Origin of the sequence: Lachnotalea sp. AF33-28, assembly GCF_003477885.1 — a bacterium.
Taxonomy (GTDB): domain Bacteria; phylum Bacillota; class Clostridia; order Lachnospirales; family Lachnospiraceae; genus AF33-28.
In genome coordinates, this window is sequence record NZ_QUEE01000018.1 from 51,174 (window position 1) to 71,672 (window position 20,499).

Consider the following 20,499-nt stretch of genomic DNA (forward strand, 5'->3'; position numbering starts at 1 on the left):
CCATGATACTGCACAGAATGGAACAACGTTCCGCTGACGGCTATGCCGCCTGGGGAACGGTATGGCCGGAGGGCACCGTACAGGCGGATGCCGTTTTTGCTGCGGAGAATGAGGATGGCAGCGCGGTGCCGGTTCAGTCGAGGGTCACGGCATACTGGCCGGATAAAACTGTGAAATGGGCGTCGCATGTGGCCGACAGCAGCAGGATGTCGGAGCGCATAGCGATGACTGCGCTGAAAGGCGGCAAAGAAGCCGGACACGGAGAAGCACAAGGCGGGGGTATTTCCGTGGAGAAAAGGGATAATGGCGTCTATATTCAGGCAGGATGTATGGATGTGTTTGTGCCGTCAGAAGGAAACTGCGTGCTGCAGGATTTTACGGCGGACGGGCGTCTGGCTGCGAAGAAAGCCGAACTCGTGCTGATCCTGGAACAGCCTGAAGAGGAAGACGGAATCACCGTGAAGCGTGAAATACCCTATGTGGGGCAAGTGCAGCAGCTTGAGATCGAAGAGGAAGGGCCTCTTTCGTGTGTGGTTAAGCTGGTGGGTATACATAAGAATGCGCGTACCGGGGAAGAAAAGTTCCCGTTTATACTAAGGGAGACCGTTTGCTATGGCAGGCCGGAGATCGGATTTACCCATACGTTTTTATATGATGGGGATGAACAGAAGGATTTTTTAAAAGGGATCGGAGTCAGGTTTTACAGCCCAATGGATGGCGCTGTATATAACCGGCATGTGAAGTTCGGAGTGGATCACGGAGTGTTTCACGAGGCGCTTACTATGCTGCTTTCCTGGCGCCCCAGGATACCGGAGGAAATCTACCGTTTACAGATGGACGGCAAAAAGCTGGAACTGACAATAGAGGAGCATGAATCGACCATCGAAGCCACGAAGCAGATGCCCGTCTGGGGAGAGTATAAGCTCTGCCAGGACAGCCCGTCCCATTTTGCGGTCCGCAAGAGGGTGGACCACGGCGGTCTCTGTTATCTGGAGCCGCTTCACGGATACCGCGCGCCCGGGACTGCTGCCTTTACGGGAGAGAGCGGCGGCATGATGTTTGCGGGCAGGGATTTCTGGCAGAAATACCCTTCCGGCTACCAGTTTACCCATCTGGATCAGGATATGGCGGAGGCGACGGTATGGCTTTGGTCACCGGATGCGGAAGCCATGGATTTCAGACATTATGCGGATGAGGGATATCCTCAGACCTATTATGAAGGTTTTCCCGAAGTGGGCGCAACGCCCTATGGCATCGCCAATACGAACCAGTTTACGGTGAGAGCGGTGGAGGGCGGCATTCCCGAGGATAAAGAGCTGCAGGATTTCGGGCATATGGTACAGAAACCGCCGATCTACCTGGCTTCCCCCGAATATTATCATCAGGTGAAAGCCTTTGGCATCTGGAGCCTGCCAAAAAAGGACAGCCCCATGGAGACCTGGATCGAGGAACAACTGGACAAAGCGGTGGAGTTCTACCGGAAAGAAATCGATGTGAGAAACTGGTACGGAATGTTTAACTACGGCGATGTGATGCACACCTATGATAAAGCCAGACATTGCTGGCGCTATGATATGGGCGGATATGCATGGCAGAATACGGAGCTGGTGCCGACTCTCTGGCTGTGGTACGCATTTATGAGGACCGGAAGAGAGGATGTTTTTACACTTGCAGAGGCTATGAGCCGGCACTGCTCCGAGGTGGACACTTACCATTTCGGCAAGTATAAGGGCATCGGTTCCAGACACAATGTGCGGCATTGGGGCTGCTCCTGTAAGGAGGCGCGCATTGCCATGGCCGGCCATCACAGATTTTATTATTATCTGACCGGTGACCTGCGAATGGGAGACGTGTTTGACGATGTGAAGGACGGAGATTTCGCGCTGCTGAATATTGACCCGCTGCGCTATTTCTTTGACAAGTCCGGGATGATTTCCCCGACTCACGCCCGTTCCGGACCGGACTGGTCAAGCATGTGTTCTAACTGGATGACTCAGTGGGAACGTTTTGGGGATGCTATATATCTGGAAAAGATCAAAACCGGCATAGAGGATCTGAAAAAGGCCCCGCTGCAGCTGATCTCCGGCCCTGATTTTGAGTATGACCCCGCTGACAGCCATCTAAGGTACATCGGTGAACGCACCAATGGCGGGACTCATCTGCAGGTGTGCATGGGTGCGATCGAGACCTGGCTGGAGCTGGCAGGGCTGCTGGGTGATGGGGAATGGACGAAGATGCTGGCCGATTACGGACGTTTCTATTACCTGTCTAAAGAAGAACAGCAGAGACAGTCTGAAGGTCTGGTGGGCAACCGGGAATTCTCCCTGCCGTTTATGGCAGCGGGGATCGCTGCTTTCGGCGCGTTCTATTATCAGGACCGTGAACTGGCTGAAAAGACCTGGAAGATCCTGCTTGAAGCGATGCCCGGAAACGGAAAGGCGGACGGTTTTACACCGAAGGGACTTAAGGATACGGCTAATCAGGAAGAGCTTCAGGAGATATCCTGGATATCAACCAATTTTACGGCGCAGTGGTGCCTGAATGTGATTGTGGCGTTGGAACTGATCCGGGATGATCTGCCGGAAGTATTATGAGTGACAGTATTATGAATGAATATTTAAGGAGACGATGGAAATGATGTTGGATCTTGTTAGGAAAAGCCGTTCATACCGCAGATTTTATGAAGAAAAACACATTACAAACGATCAGCTAAGCGCTCTGGTCGAGCTCGGAAGGCTTTCACCCTGCGGGGGCAATAAGCAGTACATAAAATATGTGACCGTGTGTTCAGAGGAAATGAATGAAAAGGTTTATGGCTGTCTGGCCTGGGCCGGCTACCTGAAGGAATGGGACGGCCCTGTGAAGGGGGAACGTCCGGCCGGCTATATCATACTGCTGCGGGATAAAAATATACAGAGCGCTATGAGTGTGGATGAGGGAATCAGTGCCCAGAGCATATTCCTGGGTGCCACCGAGATGGGATTCGGCGGATGTTTCCTTATGAATATCCAGAGAGAGAAACTCGCAGAAGTGCTTGAGCTGGATACGGAACACTTTGCGATCAGTATGGTTATCGCGCTGGGAGTGCCCAAGGAAGAAGTGGTGATTGAACCCATGGCGTCAGATGGAGATTTTAAGTACTGGAGAGATGAAAAACAGGTGCATCATGTGCCGAAGCGCAGCCAAGAAGAGGTATTGCTAAAGCAGATCTGAAAGGTAATTTGACGGGTAAGCCGTTCCCTGAAGCCGATACTTTGGGGAACGACTTCAGGATCTTTACCATTCAATGCTGTCGGTCAGATGATCCTTCAGAACATCCAGTCTGTCATCGTCGCCGTAGCTTTTTATAAGTCCGGCCAGGATACCGGCAAAAGCAATGGCGCCTTTTTTCTTAAGATGCGCGTTGTCCTCTTTCCCCTCCTTATGCGGTCCGTCCGGATATTCACCTGGTTTGATCCACATGAAGATGGATTTACAGCCTTCCGAACCGAGTGAGCGGCAATATTCGGTAGTTGCCTTACCGAGATCCAGCAGGGGAATCTTTGTATCAGTATGGTACTGAATCATTGCATTGCGGTATTCTGGAAAACTGTAGGTAAAGTCTCCCTTGGGGTTATCATCACAGTTTCTCATGGCGATGGGTGTTACAAGAACGGCGGTGGCCTGATGCTTTGTACAGACGGTTGTATATTTTGCAAGAAAATCCGGAAATTCGTCAGGGCTCACATAGCGTTCTTTTTTTTCAAAATAAGCGTCATTATGGCCGAACTGCATCAGCATAAAATCGCCTGGCTGCATGGCCTGACCGATATCCTCCAGACGTCCTTCGTCAAGAAACGAACGTGTGCTGCGGCCTGCCATGGCCCGGTTGTCGATCACGAGATTTTCCAGTTCATAGCATGTGGCCTGGGGAAAAGGGCAGTTTACGGAAGGATAGCTCCTTACGGAACTGTATCCCTTAAAATAGCGGCAGAGCACCTGCCCCCATCCTGTCTGGGGATACATGTCTGAAGCATAGCTTTGTACGGTTGAATCACCGGCCAGAAATATGTGTGTTTTTCTGTTTGCCATTGGTTTTACACTCCTATGTTGGTTTTAGTGCTTTTGGTTTTTGATGTATGATATAATGTCTGCCGACATTATATCATACATGTTTCCTGTAATGAAGAGTGATTGAACGTTTATATTTCCTGCTTCAGCATCTCTATCACCGGCTTGTCCGCCGGCAGCCACATTACTTCATCCAGCTGGCTGCGGTCCAGCCATCGGGCGGCGCTGTGTTCCAAAAGCGTCAGGTTTCCCTCCTTCACCGTACAGAAATAGCAGTACAGAGTCAGATGAAAATCCGGATAATCGTACTCCACAGTCGTTAAGTGTCTGTCTACCGATACTTCCGTATCCAGTTCTTCCCGGATCTCCCGGATCAGGGCCTTGGAAGGGCTCTCGCCGGGCTCAATCTTTCCACCGGGAAATTCCCACCAGCCTTTAAAGCTTCCGTATCCGCGCTCTGTGGCGAATATCTTATTTCCCTCTTTTATTATGGCAGCTGCAACACTGATTGACTTCATAGTATCCTCCTGTGTCTGTTGTTCATTTTTATATTATAGCAGATATATCTGACTATTCCAGAGTTATATCTTACAGGTATCGTGGAAATTCCGTTGCTGCACCAGATTCCCCCCGGATCCCTATGCGCGGCACAATACGGCCGCAAATCCGGAGTGGAAAGTCTGGTACAGCACTGGCCGTGAAATGAACAGTCTGTTTATAAAACGCGCAGGTCACTGGCGGGTGATGCTAAAGGAGCTGTTTAACAGCATCCAGTTCTGCCGGAACGGACGCATGAGCTGCCAGTAACCGATACCCCGAAATCCGTATTCCGCAACCAGCTGAAACTTCGCCTGAATGCTTCTTACATCCTCAAACCAGACGATATGGGAGATCCCGCCGCTCGTATATTCAAAGAATGGGGCCTGGGATTCCTCATCATATTGGATGGAGACATTGTGGAGGGCGGCGATCTGAACCGCTTCATGGTTTCCGATGCCGCGCGCTGCGGTAGTTCCACGCACAAAAGGAAGCGGCCAGTCGTACCCGTAGTTGGGGATGCCCATGAATATTCTTTCCGGGGGTATTTCCGTAACTGCGTAATCTAAAACCTGACGGACGGAAGGGATGGGCGCGACCGCCATGGGAGGGCCGTAAGTGTATCCCCACTCATAGGTCATGAGCAGGACCGTATTTGCCGCTTCTCCCAGCAGGCGGTAGTCGATCCCTTCATAGAGGAGGCCCGGCTGGTCCGCCGAAGTTTTGGGCGCCAGGGCCACCGACACAGTCACGCCGATTTCGTTCATGCGGATCCTTAAACGGCGGACAAACTCCGCATAGGGAATCCGGTCCTCGGCCAGAATGAATTCGAAGTCCACATCCACCCCAGCATAGCCTTTCAGCTGCACGGTATCCAACAGGTTTTCAATCAGACGGTTTTGTACGGCCATATCATTGGAAGCCAGGGATACTAAGCGGTTATTGAAAGTGCCCGCTTCGGAAAACGGTGTGAGCACCAGGACAGAGCGGGTTTCAAACTCCTGGGCCAAAGCCAGCAGCGGTTCATCCTCCGGCGGGATCAGTTCCCCCTCCGCGGTAAAACCGTAGGAAAAAATGAGCAGTGAGGTGAGAAACGGCAGTGTTTCGCGCAGCAGCGGCCGGTTGATGTAGGGATATGCATAACCGCTCACATCCAGGGGGAGGAACGGTTCCTCTTCGTATCGGACAACCAGGTATTCGCCGGGCTCTAAGTACTGCCGGTTTGCCAGGAAAGGATTGTTCCGCATCAGGGCGTCTGCGGTTGTGCCGTATTGGGTGGCTATGGAATAAAGGGTATCGCCGGGGACGGTCAGGTGTACCGTTTCCGGCATCAGAATTAAAAGCGCCTGCCCTACGACCAGATGGGCCTGTTCGTTCAGCTGGTTGTCATAGGAAAGGCGCTGGGGTGAAACGGAATAGAGAGCAGCGATCGATTCTGCGGTCTCACCGGAAGATACGATATGAATAGCCATAAAAAATCCTTTTTTTATATCATATGCGTTTCCGGGCCTTTCTGCTTCTGTATCATTCTGCGAAGCTGCTGATAATCGGTAAAACCGCATTCAGCGGCGATCTCACGCAGCGTCATGCCCCCTTTTTCCATGTATGCCAGCGCCGTGTTGTAACGCAGGTTTTTAAGGTAGGCGGTAATCGTTGTATGATAACACTGCAACAAAATGCGGTTCAGCTGCCTGGAACTTAGATAAAAGGCGTGTGACATCTCTTCCAGAGTAAGGATTGTAGTTCTCTGATAATAGCAGCAGGGACTGTGATACAGTTCTGCTGTCATCTCAGTGGAGACGGACCCTGACGGGAATGCCAGCATTGCGTGCGTATGCAGCCCCTAGAACTGATTGTAATTGACAACCCTTTGATTGAAATTTATAATGAACATATTACTGAACATTTCAGGAGGAAATACATATGCTCACTCAACAGGAGGCAGCCCGTGTCCTTAACAAGGCGCTTTGCACCGGCGCCGATTTCGCAGAACTTTTTTTCGAAGACCGGGAGGAAAGCAATATACGGTGGGAGAAGGATTCGCTGTCCGGTGTGAAAGCCATTCGCATCTACGGTGCGGGTCTGTACGTGCTCTCAGGCACCGGCAGTATCTATCTTTATTCCAATGACTGTTCCCTTACCGCCCTGCTTTCCCTGGCAGAGACGGCAGCGGAGCTGATTGAAGTCAGAACGAAGCGGCAGGCGGCTGTTCCGGATCAGTTTTACACTCCGGCTTTAAAGAATCCGAATCCCGTACTGCTGGCTCCCTCTTCAACAGGCGCCGATCGGAAAATCACGGTGCTAAAGCAGACCGCTGCGGCTGCGGCCTCTGCCGGACCGGCTGTTTTGAGTCTGAACGCAGATTATTTTGACACCGATCAGCGTATCTGGGTGATTAACAGTGAGGGGCTGTCCGTGAAGGACCGCAGAGTGACCACCAGGCTGCGGCTCCAGGCGGCCGTCAGCGACGGCAAAACCTCATTCTTCAACTGGGAGGATCTCACCAGGCCGCAGGGGTTTGAAGCGTACCGCAATGAGGCGGATCACATCGGATTTGCCGAAGACATGGTGAGGAGGACGCGCGCCATGATGGACGGGAGGAGCGTCCCTGCCTGCACGGTGCCTGTGGTGCTGGAGGCAGGCGGCTGCGGCACACTCTGGCATGAAAGCTGCGGACATTCCCTGGAAGCTGCTGCAATCGCAGCGGGCAGCAGCGCCTTTATCGGGAAACTGGGACAGAAGGTGGCCTCAGACAGAGTCACACTGGTGGACGACGGTACGATGCCCGGTCTCTACGGCAGTTCCGCCGTGGACGACGAAGGGCATCCAAGACAGCGCAATGTGCTGATTGAGAACGGGATCCTGAAAAATTATATGTGTGACCGCCTGCATGGCAGGATGCTGAACCTGCCGTCCAATGGCTGTGGGCGGCGCCAGAATTATACCTATGCCCCAACCTCCCGCATGAGCAATACCTATCTGGCGGCGGGCAGGGATGACAATGAGGAGATGATCACTTCCGTAAGTGAAGGGCTGTATGTGAAAAGCATAGGAGGGGGAACCGGAGGAATGCAGTTTTCCCTGGAGGTGAAAGAGGGCTGGTGGATCGAAAACGGCAGGCTCACCTACCCCGTGAAGGGACTGATGCTCACCGGCAACGGCCTGGAAGTGATCGGCAGGATCGACCGTGTGGGCACGGCGCTGGAATATGACAACGGAGGATTCTGCGGAGCGGCATCCGGACTGATCCCCACCACCACGTTCCAGCCCAGGGTGCGCATTGCGGAAATGTCCATAGGAGGAGCATGAATATGAGAGAACTGGAACGCTTAAGACCGCTCATGAAAGAACTGCCGGCGGATATCCGTGCGGCGCAGGTACAGGCGGAAAAGAGGGAAATCCTCTCGTTTGAGATACAGGACGGAGCCGTGAAAGGCGCGGAATACTCCTCTGTAACGGAGCTGTTTGTGAGTGCCGGAGGCGGCTTTTATTACACACAGAAGCTGGAAGAGGACCCGGAGGAGATGCTCGCGAAGGCGGCCGGGCTGGCCCGCTATTCCAATTCCGGTGGGGCAGGTCCCATGGTGAAAGGCAGCCGGCTTAAGACTGATTGCGGCCAGATACCTAAGACAGAGGAGCTGAAGGCAGCGGCAGCGGCGCTGGAAAAAGCAATACGGGAGGGCATCCCCGGTTCTAAGCCTGCGCTGCGCATGACAAGGACGAAGGAGACCAGAGGGCTGATAAATTCCTTGGATACGGATATCTGCTGTGAAAATATACGGTTGGAAGCGGAGCTTGAGATGGCGGAGACCGATGGAGAAATCCCCTGTTTCCTGAACTGCGGCTTTTCTGCCCGCAGTCTGAAAGAGCTGACTGCCAAACCGTTTCTAAGACGAATCAGGCAATGGCGTGAAAACAGGCTGCCTTCGGGCACTCTGGATGCCGGCAGATACCGGACGCTGTTGGATGGGGAGGTGGTGACCAATATACTGGCCACAGCCTGGCAGATGTTTACCGGTGCGAATTACCGGAATGGCGCGACTCCTTATGCGGGAGATCTTTCGTGTGGCGCAGCGGACGGTAAACAGGTGTTTAGTCCCTGCCTTACGATAGAAGACCTGCCCTTTATGGAGCGTTCCGGCTATGGCTGCGCGGTGGACTGCGAGGGCACGCCGGCCTGCGCGCTGACCGTTGCTTTTGAGGGGCGGCTTACAGGTCTGCTGCACACGCTGGAAACTGCTTCTGAAATGGGACAGACACCCTGCGGCTGTGCCGGGCGCAAGGCGCTTTTAAGCGGCAATATACATACACAGATACAGGCGATTCCCCGCAACTTCTGCATCCGGCCTGGAAAATGCACGGAAAAAGAACTGCTGGATGAGCTGCAAGACGGAATCTATGTCTTTGAGTCCTATGATGTGTTTCATTCCATCAATATTGCGTCCGGAGAGTTTCACATTCCCTGTAAGGCGATTCTTGTGGAAAACGGACAAAAAAAACGGTCGGCGGAAGGCATCACCATCAACGGAAACTTAAAAGAGCTTTTTGCCCATGTGACCGCGTGCGGAAACGGCCTGTTTGTGCGCCCCATGGACCTTTTAAAGAGCTATGCAGTGGCCGCGCCCAGCCTGCTGGTTTCGGAGATCGCGTTTACAGGATCTCAAGGGTGAGACACTCCAATTCGTTAATAAGAAAGGAGCCGTTCCAATGGCTACACTGACAGAACAAATCTACGAAAAAATCCGGCAGGACATCTATATGCTGCGACTGCCGGATCATGAATTCCTGACGGAGACAGCGCTCGCCGACCGCTATCAGGTGAGCAAAGCGCCCGTGCGGGAAGCATTATACCGGCTGTGCCGGGAAGGGCTGATGGTCAGCTATCCCAGAAGGGGATACAGGATCGCCATGATCTCGGAGGAGGAATATGAGGAGATTCGGCGGATCCGGTATCTGAATGAATGTGCGGCCGTGGATCTGCTGCTGAAAAAGGCGGACCGGCCCGCTCTGGAGGCGATTGCAGAGGCTGCAGAGCATACCGGGGATGTGGGCGGCAATATGAAATTTCATATGTCGCTGGCCGCCGCTGCGGATAATCCGGTGCTGACGGATATCATCGACCGGCTGGTGACAAGCCTTGCCAGAAGCGTTTCCATGTTAAAACGCGCGGGCCAGGGCCGGATTCCGGTTTATCATCAGGAGATCGCGGCGGCTTTGATGAAAGGCGACGCCAAGAGCGCAAAAGAGTATTTAAAAAAAGACATCGGTATCGAGGAGGAAAGTCGAAATGAAGATTATTGAAGCACAGGAAGTAAGGGAACTTCTGTCCCCGAAGAAATGCATTGAGGTGATGAAACAGGCGCTTACGGATCTGGAAAACGGCGTCTGCACCATGCCGCCCCGGCTGATCTGCACGATGCCGAATTCAGCGAAATTCGGATTCATGCCCGCTTATATCGGAAAGTATTTCGGCGCTAAGGTGTTAAATGCCTATGGGCCCAATGAAGGAACAGAATATCCGTCCCATATCGGATATGTGATGCTGTTTGAATCCGAACACTGCACGGTGGCCGGCATGGTGGACGCTTCCAGCATCACGGAAATCCGCACCGGCGCGGTCAGCGCTGTGGCCACCGATCTGCTGGCGGCTAAGGACGCGGCAAAGATCGCCTTTATCGGAGCCGGCGCTCAGGCCAGATCCCATATGGCGGCTATTCGTGAGGTGCGGGATATCACACAGGCAAGCGTCTATGATATCCGTCCCGACAGCGCGAAACGTTTCCGGAAAGAGACAGAGGAAAAATACGGGATACCGGTTGCTGTCTGCTCAAACGTGCGGGATGCGGTCTGCGGCGCTGACATCATCTGCACCGTCTCTCCGGGAAAGGAGCCGGTGCTGACGCTTGATATGGTAAAACCCGGCTGCCACATCAACGCTGTGGGAACTTTTTCGCCCACGACCAGAGAGGTGGCATCCGATCTGATGGCTGCCGGAAAGCTTTATGCGGATCAGACGGAGGCCATGAAGCGGGAGAGCGGGGAATTCCTGATACCGAAAGCGGAAGGCCTGCTGGATGATGAGGCAATTGTCGGTTCTATCGGAGAACTGCTGTTAGGCAGGGTCCGGGGCAGGGAAAGCGCAGAGGAAATAACGATTTTTGACGCTCTGGGGCTGGCAGTAGAGGATGTGGCCAGCGCGGCCAGTGTGCTGATGTCCGGATGCGGGAAATAACGGAGGTGTAACCATGAGTGAAGAAAATAAACAGCATCTGAAACTGACTGTGGTGCTGAAACCGGAATGGAACACGGACCGTGTGGACAGGATGAATGTGACGGTTCGGGCGGATATCAGGGCAGCTGCCGGAGAAGAGCTTTTTTATATACAGAGTGAGACAGTCACCATTCCGTTTTGTAAAATGGAGGATCTGCAGATTTCGGATGCACAGGGGGAAATCACCTTTGATACTGTGCAAAGAGAGCAGTATCCCGTAAAGCTCACCGGGTATACGGCGAAGAGACAGACACAGGGGGAAGTGCAGATCGCCTATGCGGTCTATCCGCGAGAGGTGACAAAGGACCAGCGCTATGGGCCGTATTTTGATTTCCGCAGTGAGGAAGGCGGCGCTAACGGGGCCGGAGTGACATTTCTTCCCATGCTGCCGGAAGGACAGTATGATATTACGTTAGACTGGGACCTGACCGGGATGCCGGAGGGTAGCGGCGGGGTATGGAGCTTCGGTGAGGGGAAGCAGCTTAGGACGGATTCCTCTTCCACACTGGTTTACTCCTATTACGCGGTGGGACTGCTGCATTCCTGTACGGATAATGAGTTCGGCTTTTACTGGTTTGGCCGCCCCTCTTTCCCCATCGCAGAGGCTGCGGGAAGAGTAAAAAAGATGTTTGCCGCCATGGCGGAATTTTTCGGAGACAAAGATACGGCATACCGGGTCTTTGCCAGAAAAGATCCCTTTGAGCAGAGCGGGGGGACCGCTCTGACCAGATCCTTTATGTTCGGCTATAACGATACTCTGCCCCCCACGGTGGAAAGTCTGCAGAATCTTCTGGCCCATGAGATGGTGCATAACTGGCCGCATATGAACGATGAACCCTACGGAAGCACCACCTGGTACACGGAAGGGACTGCCGAATACTACAGTGTCATGCTGCCTTACAGAAACCGTATCGTGTCCCTGGAGGATACCTTGCGGCAGATTCAGAAAAGGACGGATCAGTACTATACCAATCCCACCAACCGTCTAAGCAACAGCGAGGCGGCAAAGCAGTACTGGACGGACCGGCGTACACAGAGGCTTGCCTATGGGAGAGGCTTCTTTTTCCTGGCAAATGTGGATGCAAAGGTGCGCAGGGCCACCGGCGGGGACAAGTCGCTGGATGATGTGGTAAAGCCGCTGACCGGCCGCTACATGGCGGATGGAAGCGGAAACAATGAGGATTTTATCTCTATGGTGAGGGAAGTCGGCGGGATCGATATCCGGAAGGAATTTGAGGCCATGGAGCAGGGATGCCTGCCCGTGCCGGATCCGGACAGCTTTGACGGCCTGTTTGACAGGGACGAAATTGAGACGGCATATGCCGATACCGGGGAAAGCGCGGTATCCTATAGATGGAGGATGAGAGAGAGGAAGAAGGATGAAGCTTGATCAGAATCAGATCCGTTCTTACAGGACGGAACATGAAATGCAACTGCGTGGCAGCCGCACCGTCTGCCAGGTGATTACCGAAGAAGTCCCGTTTACGGATGAACAGGGGGAGATCGCGGCAACCGCTTTTCTCTATACGTATCTTGGAAATGGCGGCGAGGGGGCACCGGTCATATTTGCCTTTAACGGCGGTCCCGGTTCTTCCTGTGTATGGGAACATTTGGGCCTGTTCGGCGCGGTGCGGGTAAAGCTGGATGACAGCACAAATCCCAGCCTTTTCCCGCCCTATGAGCTGGAGGATAACCCATACTGCCTGCTGGACTGCTGCGATGTGGTGATGATCGATCCGCCGGGCTGCGGCTACGGCCGGTTACTTAAGGAGGAGGCGGGCGGCAGCTTCTTCGGCGTCTTAGAGGATGCCAAGTGTATGGCGGATCTCATAGAGGACTGGGTGATCCGGTATGGACGCATCGCGTCCCCCAAATATCTGGCGGGAGAGAGTTATGGTACGATTCGTTCCTGCATGCTGTTAAGTGAGCTGATGGGAGGGCCGATGAGCGCCGGAAGAAGGCTGCGGGCAATCCCGATCAACGGGGTCATCATGCTTGGAACTGCAATCTGCATGGATTATTTCCATAACCGGCCTGCTGTGGAGGAGGCAGTTCTCCAGCTGCCGGGCATGGCTTGTGTAAACCTGTACCACCATCCGCTGGATGAGGGTAAGAAGCAGGAATGGACCGCCTGCGGTCTGCCGGTCCCGGATTGTGCGGCAGAGACCGCGGATATCGCCTGGAAATTTGCCGGAGAGCAGTATCTGCCGGCGCTTTTTCAGGGAAGCGGCCTTTCGGAGGATAGACGCCGGCTCCTCGTGCGGCAGATGTCTCTTCTCACCGGTGTAGAGGAAGCCTGGTTTGAGAGGCATGGCCTGAACCTGCCTGTGGATGTATTTTTATCGGAAGTGCTTGCAGGGGAGGGGAAGGATGCCGGTGCCTATGACGGCCGCTATACGATGCGGCATCTGGACCCGGTGCAGATGAAGGATCCTGTGGCGGACGACCCGGCCATGGGAAAGTACACCGCCGCATTCATCGGAGCAATGAACGGAAAGATGAAGGAATATCTGGGGCTTGCAAATATGAACCGGCCATACGATTCCATCGATTTTGAAGTGAACGGCCGATGGAATTATCAGACTCCCCGGACGCCTGCCGAGTGCCTGGAATGGGCCATGAGAAGAAATGAGGGGCTGCGCGTGTTTTTTGGAAGCGGCCTGTACGATATGGTGACGCCACCCGGAACCGTGCGGTATCTGAAAAACCACCTGGCGCTGTCAAAAGAGAGGGTGACTGTCAAAGAATACGAATCCGGACATATGCCCTATCTGGGAGACGGACCGGCCGGCCGCCTGTATGAAGATCTGCGGGAATTTATCCTGTCATAGGAAACAAGCTAAACAAAAATCAGCGAGGTAAATACATTGAAGAAACTGCTGGAGTATGAGGATTTACGGAAGATGGAGTATCTGTCGGCGCCATCCGCATCGCCGGATGGCAGACAGGCAGCATATGTGGTGCAGAAAGCGGATCGGACGGGACGCTTTGTGCCCCGTATCTTTCTTATCGATACGGAATCGGGGGAGATCAGTCCCCTCTTTGAAGACAGCGCGCAGGAAGCGGATGCGCCTGCATTCTCCCCGGACGGTCAGAAACTGGCCTATCTTAGAAAAGGGAAGACGGAAAATCAGATCTGGGTCTATGACAGGGAGAGCCGTAAGCATAAAAAGGTGACGAGTGCGCGCCATGGCGTGGAGGAATTTACATGGTCCGCCGACAGCCGGAAACTGGCGTTTACCGCTCCCTGTTTTTCTGGGGAGAGATTAAACTGGCTGCGGGAGATGACGGAACGGGAAAAGGGACAATGGACGGATGAAAGGGATCACAGCCCTGTTGTGATTGAAAATCTCCTGTACAAGCTGGATGATACATATGGCGTGCGCGATGGCAGTGTCAGACAGATCGGCATCGTCTGTGCCGGGGGAAGCGGACAGCAGATCCTGACGGATGGCCGTATGGACTGCTATAAACCTGCATTTTCGCGCGACGGGAGATTTCTCGCATATTACGGACGGCCGTATGCGCATGTGAAGGAACTGACGGCGGAGATATTTGTACGGGATCTGAAAAGCGGTGAGGTTTCTATGATAAAGGGAGAGCGTGAAGCCGACGATACGAATCCGGTGATCTTTGCCGCCGACGGGCAGAGCGTGATCTTTGCCGCTTATGAAAAGGGGAAAAACGGCGGGTTTTCTCTCCAGCTGTTTCGGCGCGGCAGAAAAGACGGCCGAGAAATCTGCCTGTTTCCTGAGGAGGAGATCTGTCACGGCGTAGACAGCCTGCCTTTGGGACGCACTGCATACGGGAGGGAGAGCGCAGCCTACCAGATAAACGCTGATGGGCAGTACATCTATTTCAGGTCCGGCTGGATGGGGTGCGAGAACCTTTACCGGCTTTCTCTTGCCGGGGAGGCGGTTGTGGAGCCCGTGCTGGAGGATGAGATGTCCGTACATTCCTTCTGTGTGCCCATGGGAGGGAAGATCGTATATACCCGGGGGGATCTGCTGACTCCGGCCGAGCTTTATGCGGTCCCATATGAGGAGGCTGGCGTCAGGGCCGACCGGGAGGCGCAGCGGAGGCTGACCGTTTCCAACAGCTGGCTAGAGGAGTTTGAGCTGTCCCTGCCCGAGGAGCTGTGGGTGGACTCTTATGATAAAAAAGCGAGGATTCACGGCTTTGTGATGAAACCCTCCGCATATGAAGAAGGCATGAAGTATCCGGCGGTGTTGGATGTGCATGGGGGACCTTCCGGCTTTTATGCCCATGATTTCTGGTTTGAGTTTCAGATGATTGCCGCCAGGGGGATGGCGGTGGTCTACTGTGATCCGAGAGGCAGTTTCGGCTATGGGATGGAGTTTGCTTCCGGCAGCTACTGCTGGGGACAGGAATCCATGGATGATCTTTTCGCATTTATGGACGGCGCTGCAGAGCTTGGATTCATAGATGCAGAGTGGACCGGAGTGACGGGCGGCAGCTACGGTGGGCATATGACAAACCGCATCATCGGAACCACGGACCGGTTTAAGGCAGCGGTAACCCAGCGGACGCTGGCCAATCTGGCCACCTCCTACGGTACCGGGGATATGGGCTTTATCTGGTCGGAGAACGGGATGCAGTCAGAGCTGGAAAATCTGCTGTCCAGAGCCGAAAAAAGCCCGATCGGAAAGATTGACCGCATGAAGACTCCTCTGCTTATCCTGCATGGGGAGAAGGATTACCGCTGCTCATTGGAACAGGGGGAGCAGATGTTTATCGCCATGAAGGACCGCAACCCGGAGGTGCCGGTGCGCTTTGTGGTATTCCCGGGTGAAAATCACGGCATAACCAGACACGGCAAGGTGCATTTTCAGATTGCCCACCTGCGGGAACTGACGGAATGGTTCGTCCGTTTCCTGGTGGAGAAAGAGGACTGGAAGGGGGAGAAGGCATGAAGTGGCTTTCTGCGCTGGAAGATTACTATAAAATGAATTATATCGGCATGCCGGATTACTGCCGGTGCGCCGGTCTGGCCGCCTGGACAGTGAGTGTGCTTAAAGAGAGGGAATACCTTTCGCGGATTGAGCTGATGGACGTGCATACGGGTAAGACCGAATGTGTGAGTGCCGGAGGCAGGCATGAGACCATGCCGCGCTTTTCCCCGGACGGGAAACGGCTGGCATTTTTATCGGATGTAAAAGGGACGCATCAGATTTATGTCCGCGATGTAAGCGCGGATACCTGCAGGCGGATAACGGATATAGAAGGCGGCGTCAGAGAATTCGCCTGGTCACCGGACGGCCGGAAATTTGCCTTTTTGGCCGGCAGCGGCGAAGAGAAAGCGAAGGGGCGCACGGAATATGATCCCATCGTAATCGAGGATTACGGTTACAAATCAGAGGATGCGTACGGATTTGCTGACAGGGGAAAAGACGCGGTGCATCTGTGGGTGGTTTCATCCACGGCGGGCCGTGCCAGGCGCCTGACCGACGGCGAACGGGATCATGTGATGCCCGTCTGGATGCCGGATTCTAAGTCACTGTTAATCACGAGCAACCGGGAGAGACCCCGGGAAGAGAGCATCGGCATGGATCTGTACCGCATCGGCGTAAAGGACGGAAAGCTCACGAAGCTCACGGAGGACTGCTGGATCGCCTACTATCCCAAGGCCTTCCGGCCGGTGGTAAACAGCGACGGAACGTTTGCCGTGATCGGCGCCCTTTCCCCGTCCTTAAGCGGGGGTATGCCCGCCGTGCGGTTGTACCGGCTGGATCTTAAAAGCGGTGAGAAGCGTGATCTGTGGCCGGCGGATGCTCCCTGCCATGAAGCGACCTGCTTTCTCTACAACGGGGAAAACTGCGGCGGATTTGGGGATACTGCGGCGATGAGTGAAGACGGCCGGTACTTATACTTCATTTCCGGTTGGCACGGCCGCGCCGGGATATACAGAGCCGCTCTGTCTGAAACGCCTCATATCGAGCCGGTGACGGATGAGGACTGCACCTACCGCTACATCGGGAAGATACAGGACGGCTGTATGCTGGCAGCTGCCGGAGATTTCACGGAGACGGCACAGCTCTGGATCGTGGATGAGAACGGTGGCAGGAAGCGCCTGACCGATCAGGACGCGTGGATGCGGGAACGGGCGCTTTGTATGCCGCAGGAAATGTGGATCGATACGCTGGACGGGGAATCCCGCGTGCAGGGCTTTGTGATGGAGCCGCAGAACCGTGAACCGGACAGGAAATATCCGGCGGTGCTCTACATTCACGGCGGCCCCACACCGTTTTATGGCTTTGCCATGAACTATGAGTTCCAGCTGATGGCGGCGGCCGGGATCGGAGTGATCTTCTGCAATCCCAGGGGCAGCAGCGGGTATGGGGAGGCGCACGCGTCCATAAAGAAAGCATATGACGGCACAGCCATGTATGATCTGCTCCAGTTTACGGAGGAAGCGGTGCGCAGATTTGACTGGATTGACTCAAAACGGCTGGGGGTGACCGGCGGCAGTTACGGCGGATATATGACGAACTGGATCGCCGGCCATACAAAGCGGTTTAAGGCTGCCGTCACGCAGCGCAGCATCGCGAGCGAGCTGATCCAGTATGCTTCCAGCGACATGGCCGGAAGCTCAAAGGACTATCGGGATTTTGTGGATTTCATGAAGGATCAGATTAAAAATTCACCGGTTGCCTATGCGGACCGGATAGACATTCCGTTTCTGATTCTGCACAGCATTCATGATATGAGATGTCCTGTGGAACAGGCACATCAGCTCTATGTGGCTGTAAAGGATACGCATCCGGATCTGCCGGTGCGGCTGGTGCTGTTCCCTGATTCCAACCATGGACTCACCATGGAGGGGCCTATGCATCTTAGAATTTCGCACTATCATGAGATGATCGAGTGGTTTCTTAAGTATCTGTAGAATAACGCAAAGTAAGAGGAGACGGACGAATGAAATATGTATTATATGGCAGAGTCATCGATTCTGTGAAGGATGAAGCGGTAGAAAACGGCATGGTGATTGTGGACGGAGAGCGCATTCTCTATGCGGGTGAAAGAAACGATGAGATGGTGACGGATGATATGCAGGTGAGGGACGCGGGAAACGGCACGATTATGCCCGGCTTCATCGATGCCCATGCCCATCTGACCGGCGAGGAGAGCAGGAATTCTTCCGGCACATCGGCATTTGACGCGCTCTTAACGGTGGTGAAGGATCTAGGGGAGCTGGTGGATGCCGGTGTGACCGGCGTCAGGGATATGAGTCTGTTTGGAAAACCGTTAAAAAATGCTGTGGAAAAAGGAAATATTCTCGGACCCAGGATCACGCCGGGCGGAAGGGTGTTAAGCGTATCCGCCGGCCACTGCGATTTCGATACGGATCTGTCGGTGAAAGAGGCGAACGAAAAGAGCCTTACAGGATATCTGATGGATGGGCCGGAGGACTGCCTAAGAGGCGTGCGGCAGCAGTTCAGGGACGGCGCTGAGTTCATAAAGATCTGCGCTACCGGCGGGGTGTCCTCCGCCGTGGACAATATCAACGATGTTCAGTTCTCGGATGAGGAGCTAAGAGTGATTGTGGGGGAGGCCGCCCGCCACGGGACCTATGTGACCGCGCACTGCACCGGCACGGCCGGTACGCTGCAGGCGCTCAAATGCGGCGTGACCTGCATCGAACACGGCGTGATGCTGGATGAGGAATGCATCGCGATCATGAAGGAGAAGGATATCCCTCTGGTCACTACCTTGAGCGTGGCGCTGGGCCTGGCGGATATGAAGAATCTGCCGGACTTCATGATGAAAAAGGCCGTATCCGTCAAGGAAAGTGCGATGAATTCTTTTCGCATGGCTCACGAGGCAGGTATCCGTGTGGCGCTGGGCACCGACTATTCCAATACCGGCAATACGCCCTTTAAGCACATCGGCAAGGAGTTCTACTCCCTGACCCGCTGCGGCTATACGCCCATGGAGGCCATCAAGGCCGGCACAGTCAACGGCGCATACCTGATGCGGAAGGATCAGGAGATCGGCACCCTGGAAGCCGGAAAACTGGCGGACCTGGTGATCGTAAACGGAAATCCGCTGGAGGATATCCTGGTGCTGGCCGATGCGGACAATATCTCCACAGTCATGATCGGCGGGAAGATTGTGAAAGGCTGATATCTGTATTAAATGAAAGTTCGATTGGAAAAGGAAGAGAGGACCGGCGCGCAGTATGTGCGCCGGCCCTCTCTTTACACAGCTATATGGGTAAAACAGAATTTCAGTCCGAATCAGGAAAAATGTCATTTATATATGTTTCTGCCTCCTCGCTGGAAAGGCCGAAACGCTCCTGCAGCTTAGAAGCTATCTCAGACTTTGGACTTCCCATTTCAGCGAGCGTCTCAATCAGTACTTTGATTCCCTCACGCCTGCCTTCTTCCTTTCCCTCACGCCTTCCCAGCTCCACGCCCTCCTTCCGGCTTAGCTCTTTTTCGCTGGCTATGTGAAACTGCTCATCATACTCTGTTAGAATCACTTCGTTCACCTCCGCTCTGTGTGCGATCAGAAATTCCGACAGGACTCCTTCACGAATGCAATGACTTACTGCTTCATCAGCCGCCTCCTCCAGAAGGGCCCCGCGGTCAAGACGCTTTCGTACCTCCGCTACAAACTGCGCATATTCCCTTAGTTTTTGGCAATGCTCCATCAGCTCCTGATTGTGCCCAAGATTAATATTAAGCAGCGTTGCCTTAAATTCCAGACAGGGCGTAAGCTGTGTATACTTCTTTGAATAGGCATCGGATATCTTGAGTTCGGTTCGGTCCGGCTCGTCAGTCAGCCCATTATAGAAGATATAGTACTGCGGCAGCGGCAGCGTGATCAGGCTGCTCCCATATATGTTCAGTCTGCTCTTTTCTATATATCTGCGGTATTCATCAGCCATATAGAGCACTCCGCGCAAGGGCATATTCGGATTTTTCGTACTCTGATGTTCATACAGGTTTAATATATCATCAATCAGAAATGCAGCGTCGTTCTTGGTGCCCATATAGATCACATCTTCTAATGTGACGATTTCAACTTCATCCGGCTGTGTGATGCTGCTTCCGGAAACAGCATTATAAAGCGTAAGCAGTGATTCTTTGTCCTGGAATACCATGCGGAATAACCGGTCTTTATATTTTTTGTTTACTTTCACCATCTGTTTTTCTCCTTTTATTGTACATTAAATTTGTTAGTGAAACAAGAGCGCATTGCGAAAATATACAGCCTTTTGTTTACACCTCCTTTCCACCGTTCTGCCGAATATTTCGTTTTCAGCGAACCGTCCGGATCATCGCTGTACAGGGAGAAATGGACATAAATTCCCCTGTACTTGTTACATTGTGAATGGGAATCATGCGGCCGAACTGCCGCGCAGTTTTAGGAGAATACTCCTGATTAGAAATGTGTATTCATAAACTTACTGAATGTCACTACCATACCATATTTTTCTTCAAAAGACAAGTGAGAATACAGAAAAAACTCTGACGTCCGCGTAACAGAAAAGTTGACAAAATGTTGCCAAAAAACATTGACAAATTGACAGTTTCAGATATAATCATTTTATACCACTTTAAACGGATAAAACATTAAAGAGCTGATTTGAAAAAAGAATGCGCACTCAGATGTGC

At 53.4% G+C, this 20,499-nt stretch carries 16 protein-coding genes; 11 read left to right on the plus strand and 5 right to left on the minus strand.

Annotated features, from left to right (window positions below; all coding sequences use genetic code 11):
* Positions 1-2 precede the first annotated feature (2 nt).
* Together DWZ56_RS19900 and DWZ56_RS19905 are read left to right on the plus strand one after the other, a co-directional pair.
* Complete coding sequence (locus DWZ56_RS19900) at positions 3-2,594, plus strand: exo-rhamnogalacturonan lyase family protein (protein ID WP_118558353.1); 2,592 nt, start codon at positions 3-5, stop codon at positions 2,592-2,594.
* Between the two features lie 40 nt (positions 2,595-2,634).
* A complete protein-coding gene (locus tag DWZ56_RS19905; protein WP_118558354.1) occupies positions 2,635-3,213 on the plus strand; it encodes a nitroreductase family protein in 579 nt (192 codons plus the stop codon).
* Positions 3,214-3,276: 63 nt separating this feature from the next.
* On the opposite strand, the gene DWZ56_RS19910 is transcribed toward DWZ56_RS19905, so the two are convergent.
* The 4 genes from DWZ56_RS19910 to DWZ56_RS19925 all read right to left on the minus strand — a co-directional run bounded on the left by DWZ56_RS19910 (position 3,277) and on the right by DWZ56_RS19925 (position 6,376).
* Positions 3,277-4,071, minus strand: a complete 795-nt coding sequence (locus tag DWZ56_RS19910; RefSeq protein WP_118558355.1) for a rhamnogalacturonan acetylesterase — start codon at positions 4,069-4,071, stop codon at positions 3,277-3,279.
* 110 nt (positions 4,072-4,181) lie between these two features.
* Positions 4,182-4,568 (minus strand): (deoxy)nucleoside triphosphate pyrophosphohydrolase, encoded by a 387-nt coding sequence (locus tag DWZ56_RS19915; RefSeq protein WP_118558356.1) that lies wholly within the window; start codon positions 4,566-4,568, stop codon positions 4,182-4,184.
* 213 nt (positions 4,569-4,781) lie between these two features.
* Positions 4,782-6,059: a glycosyl hydrolase family 18 protein gene (locus tag DWZ56_RS19920; RefSeq protein WP_118558357.1), complete on the minus strand. Its 1,278-nt coding sequence runs from the start codon at positions 6,057-6,059 to the stop codon at positions 4,782-4,784.
* Between the two features lie 14 nt (positions 6,060-6,073).
* The gene (locus DWZ56_RS19925; RefSeq protein ID WP_158584670.1) at positions 6,074-6,376 is read right to left on the minus strand and encodes a helix-turn-helix domain-containing protein; all 303 of its coding nucleotides are present in this window, start codon (positions 6,374-6,376) and stop codon (positions 6,074-6,076) included.
* Positions 6,377-6,510: 134 nt separating this feature from the next.
* On the opposite strand from DWZ56_RS19925, the gene DWZ56_RS19930 reads away from it, so the two are divergent.
* From DWZ56_RS19930 to DWZ56_RS19970, 9 genes are read left to right on the plus strand one after another with little or no spacing between them, the layout of a single operon-like run.
* Positions 6,511-7,896, plus strand: coding sequence for a TldD/PmbA family protein (locus DWZ56_RS19930; RefSeq protein ID WP_118558359.1), 1,386 nt, complete (start codon positions 6,511-6,513; stop codon positions 7,894-7,896).
* A gap of 2 nt (positions 7,897-7,898) precedes the next feature.
* The gene (locus DWZ56_RS19935; RefSeq protein ID WP_158584671.1) at positions 7,899-9,257 is read left to right on the plus strand and encodes a TldD/PmbA family protein; all 1,359 of its coding nucleotides are present in this window, start codon (positions 7,899-7,901) and stop codon (positions 9,255-9,257) included.
* A 37-nt stretch (positions 9,258-9,294) separates the two neighbouring features.
* Positions 9,295-9,888 carry a GntR family transcriptional regulator gene (locus tag DWZ56_RS19940; protein ID WP_158584672.1) on the plus strand — a complete coding sequence of 198 codons (594 nt, stop codon included), beginning with the start codon at positions 9,295-9,297 and terminating at the stop codon, positions 9,886-9,888.
* Positions 9,875-10,819 carry an ornithine cyclodeaminase family protein gene (locus tag DWZ56_RS19945; protein ID WP_118558362.1) on the plus strand — a complete coding sequence of 315 codons (945 nt, stop codon included), beginning with the start codon at positions 9,875-9,877 and terminating at the stop codon, positions 10,817-10,819. Before DWZ56_RS19940 ends, DWZ56_RS19945 begins: the two co-directional genes overlap by 14 nt.
* Positions 10,820-10,832: 13 nt before the next feature.
* Complete coding sequence (locus DWZ56_RS19950) at positions 10,833-12,248, plus strand: hypothetical protein (protein ID WP_118558363.1); 1,416 nt, start codon at positions 10,833-10,835, stop codon at positions 12,246-12,248.
* Positions 12,238-13,689, plus strand: a complete 1,452-nt coding sequence (locus DWZ56_RS19955; RefSeq protein WP_118558364.1) for a S10 family serine carboxypeptidase-like protein — start codon at positions 12,238-12,240, stop codon at positions 13,687-13,689. The genes DWZ56_RS19950 and DWZ56_RS19955 overlap by 11 nt, the downstream gene beginning before the upstream one ends.
* A gap of 36 nt (positions 13,690-13,725) precedes the next feature.
* Positions 13,726-15,792, plus strand: coding sequence for a S9 family peptidase (locus DWZ56_RS19960; RefSeq protein WP_118558365.1), 2,067 nt, complete (start codon positions 13,726-13,728; stop codon positions 15,790-15,792).
* Positions 15,789-17,765 (plus strand): S9 family peptidase, encoded by a 1,977-nt coding sequence (locus DWZ56_RS19965; RefSeq protein ID WP_158584673.1) that lies wholly within the window; start codon positions 15,789-15,791, stop codon positions 17,763-17,765. Before DWZ56_RS19960 ends, DWZ56_RS19965 begins: the two co-directional genes overlap by 4 nt.
* Positions 17,766-17,794: 29 nt before the next feature.
* A complete protein-coding gene (locus DWZ56_RS19970) occupies positions 17,795-19,003 on the plus strand; it encodes an amidohydrolase family protein (RefSeq protein WP_118558367.1) in 1,209 nt (402 codons plus the stop codon).
* 103 nt (positions 19,004-19,106) lie between these two features.
* Here DWZ56_RS19970 and DWZ56_RS19975 read toward each other — a convergent pair whose 3' ends face one another.
* Entirely contained in the window at positions 19,107-20,027 is a 921-nt protein-coding gene (locus DWZ56_RS19975; RefSeq protein ID WP_118558368.1) for a hypothetical protein, read from the minus strand.
* Positions 20,028-20,499: the final 472 nt, after the last annotated feature.

What these genes read in the sequence shown, in the direction of transcription:
- DWZ56_RS19900 (WP_118558353.1), top strand. Translation starts at nt 3, where the DNA reads ATGATACTGCACAGAATGGAACAACGTTCCGCTGACGGCTATGCCGCC.
- DWZ56_RS19905 (WP_118558354.1), top strand. Translation starts at nt 2,635, where the DNA reads ATGATGTTGGATCTTGTTAGGAAAAGCCGTTCATACCGCAGATTTTAT.
- DWZ56_RS19910 (WP_118558355.1), bottom strand. Translation starts at nt 4,071, where the DNA reads ATGGCAAACAGAAAAACACACATATTTCTGGCCGGTGATTCAACCGTA.
- DWZ56_RS19915 (WP_118558356.1), bottom strand. Translation starts at nt 4,568, where the DNA reads ATGAAGTCAATCAGTGTTGCAGCTGCCATAATAAAAGAGGGAAATAAG.
- DWZ56_RS19920 (WP_118558357.1), bottom strand. Translation starts at nt 6,059, where the DNA reads ATGGCTATTCATATCGTATCTTCCGGTGAGACCGCAGAATCGATCGCT.
- DWZ56_RS19925 (WP_158584670.1), bottom strand. Translation starts at nt 6,376, where the DNA reads ATGACAGCAGAACTGTATCACAGTCCCTGCTGCTATTATCAGAGAACT.
- DWZ56_RS19930 (WP_118558359.1), top strand. Translation starts at nt 6,511, where the DNA reads ATGCTCACTCAACAGGAGGCAGCCCGTGTCCTTAACAAGGCGCTTTGC.
- DWZ56_RS19935 (WP_158584671.1), top strand. Translation starts at nt 7,899, where the DNA reads ATGAGAGAACTGGAACGCTTAAGACCGCTCATGAAAGAACTGCCGGCG.
- DWZ56_RS19940 (WP_158584672.1), top strand. Translation starts at nt 9,295, where the DNA reads ATGGCTACACTGACAGAACAAATCTACGAAAAAATCCGGCAGGACATC.
- DWZ56_RS19945 (WP_118558362.1), top strand. Translation starts at nt 9,875, where the DNA reads ATGAAGATTATTGAAGCACAGGAAGTAAGGGAACTTCTGTCCCCGAAG.
- DWZ56_RS19950 (WP_118558363.1), top strand. Translation starts at nt 10,833, where the DNA reads ATGAGTGAAGAAAATAAACAGCATCTGAAACTGACTGTGGTGCTGAAA.
- DWZ56_RS19955 (WP_118558364.1), top strand. Translation starts at nt 12,238, where the DNA reads ATGAAGCTTGATCAGAATCAGATCCGTTCTTACAGGACGGAACATGAA.
- DWZ56_RS19965 (WP_158584673.1), top strand. Translation starts at nt 15,789, where the DNA reads ATGAAGTGGCTTTCTGCGCTGGAAGATTACTATAAAATGAATTATATC.
- DWZ56_RS19970 (WP_118558367.1), top strand. Translation starts at nt 17,795, where the DNA reads ATGAAATATGTATTATATGGCAGAGTCATCGATTCTGTGAAGGATGAA.
- DWZ56_RS19975 (WP_118558368.1), bottom strand. Translation starts at nt 20,027, where the DNA reads ATGGTGAAAGTAAACAAAAAATATAAAGACCGGTTATTCCGCATGGTA.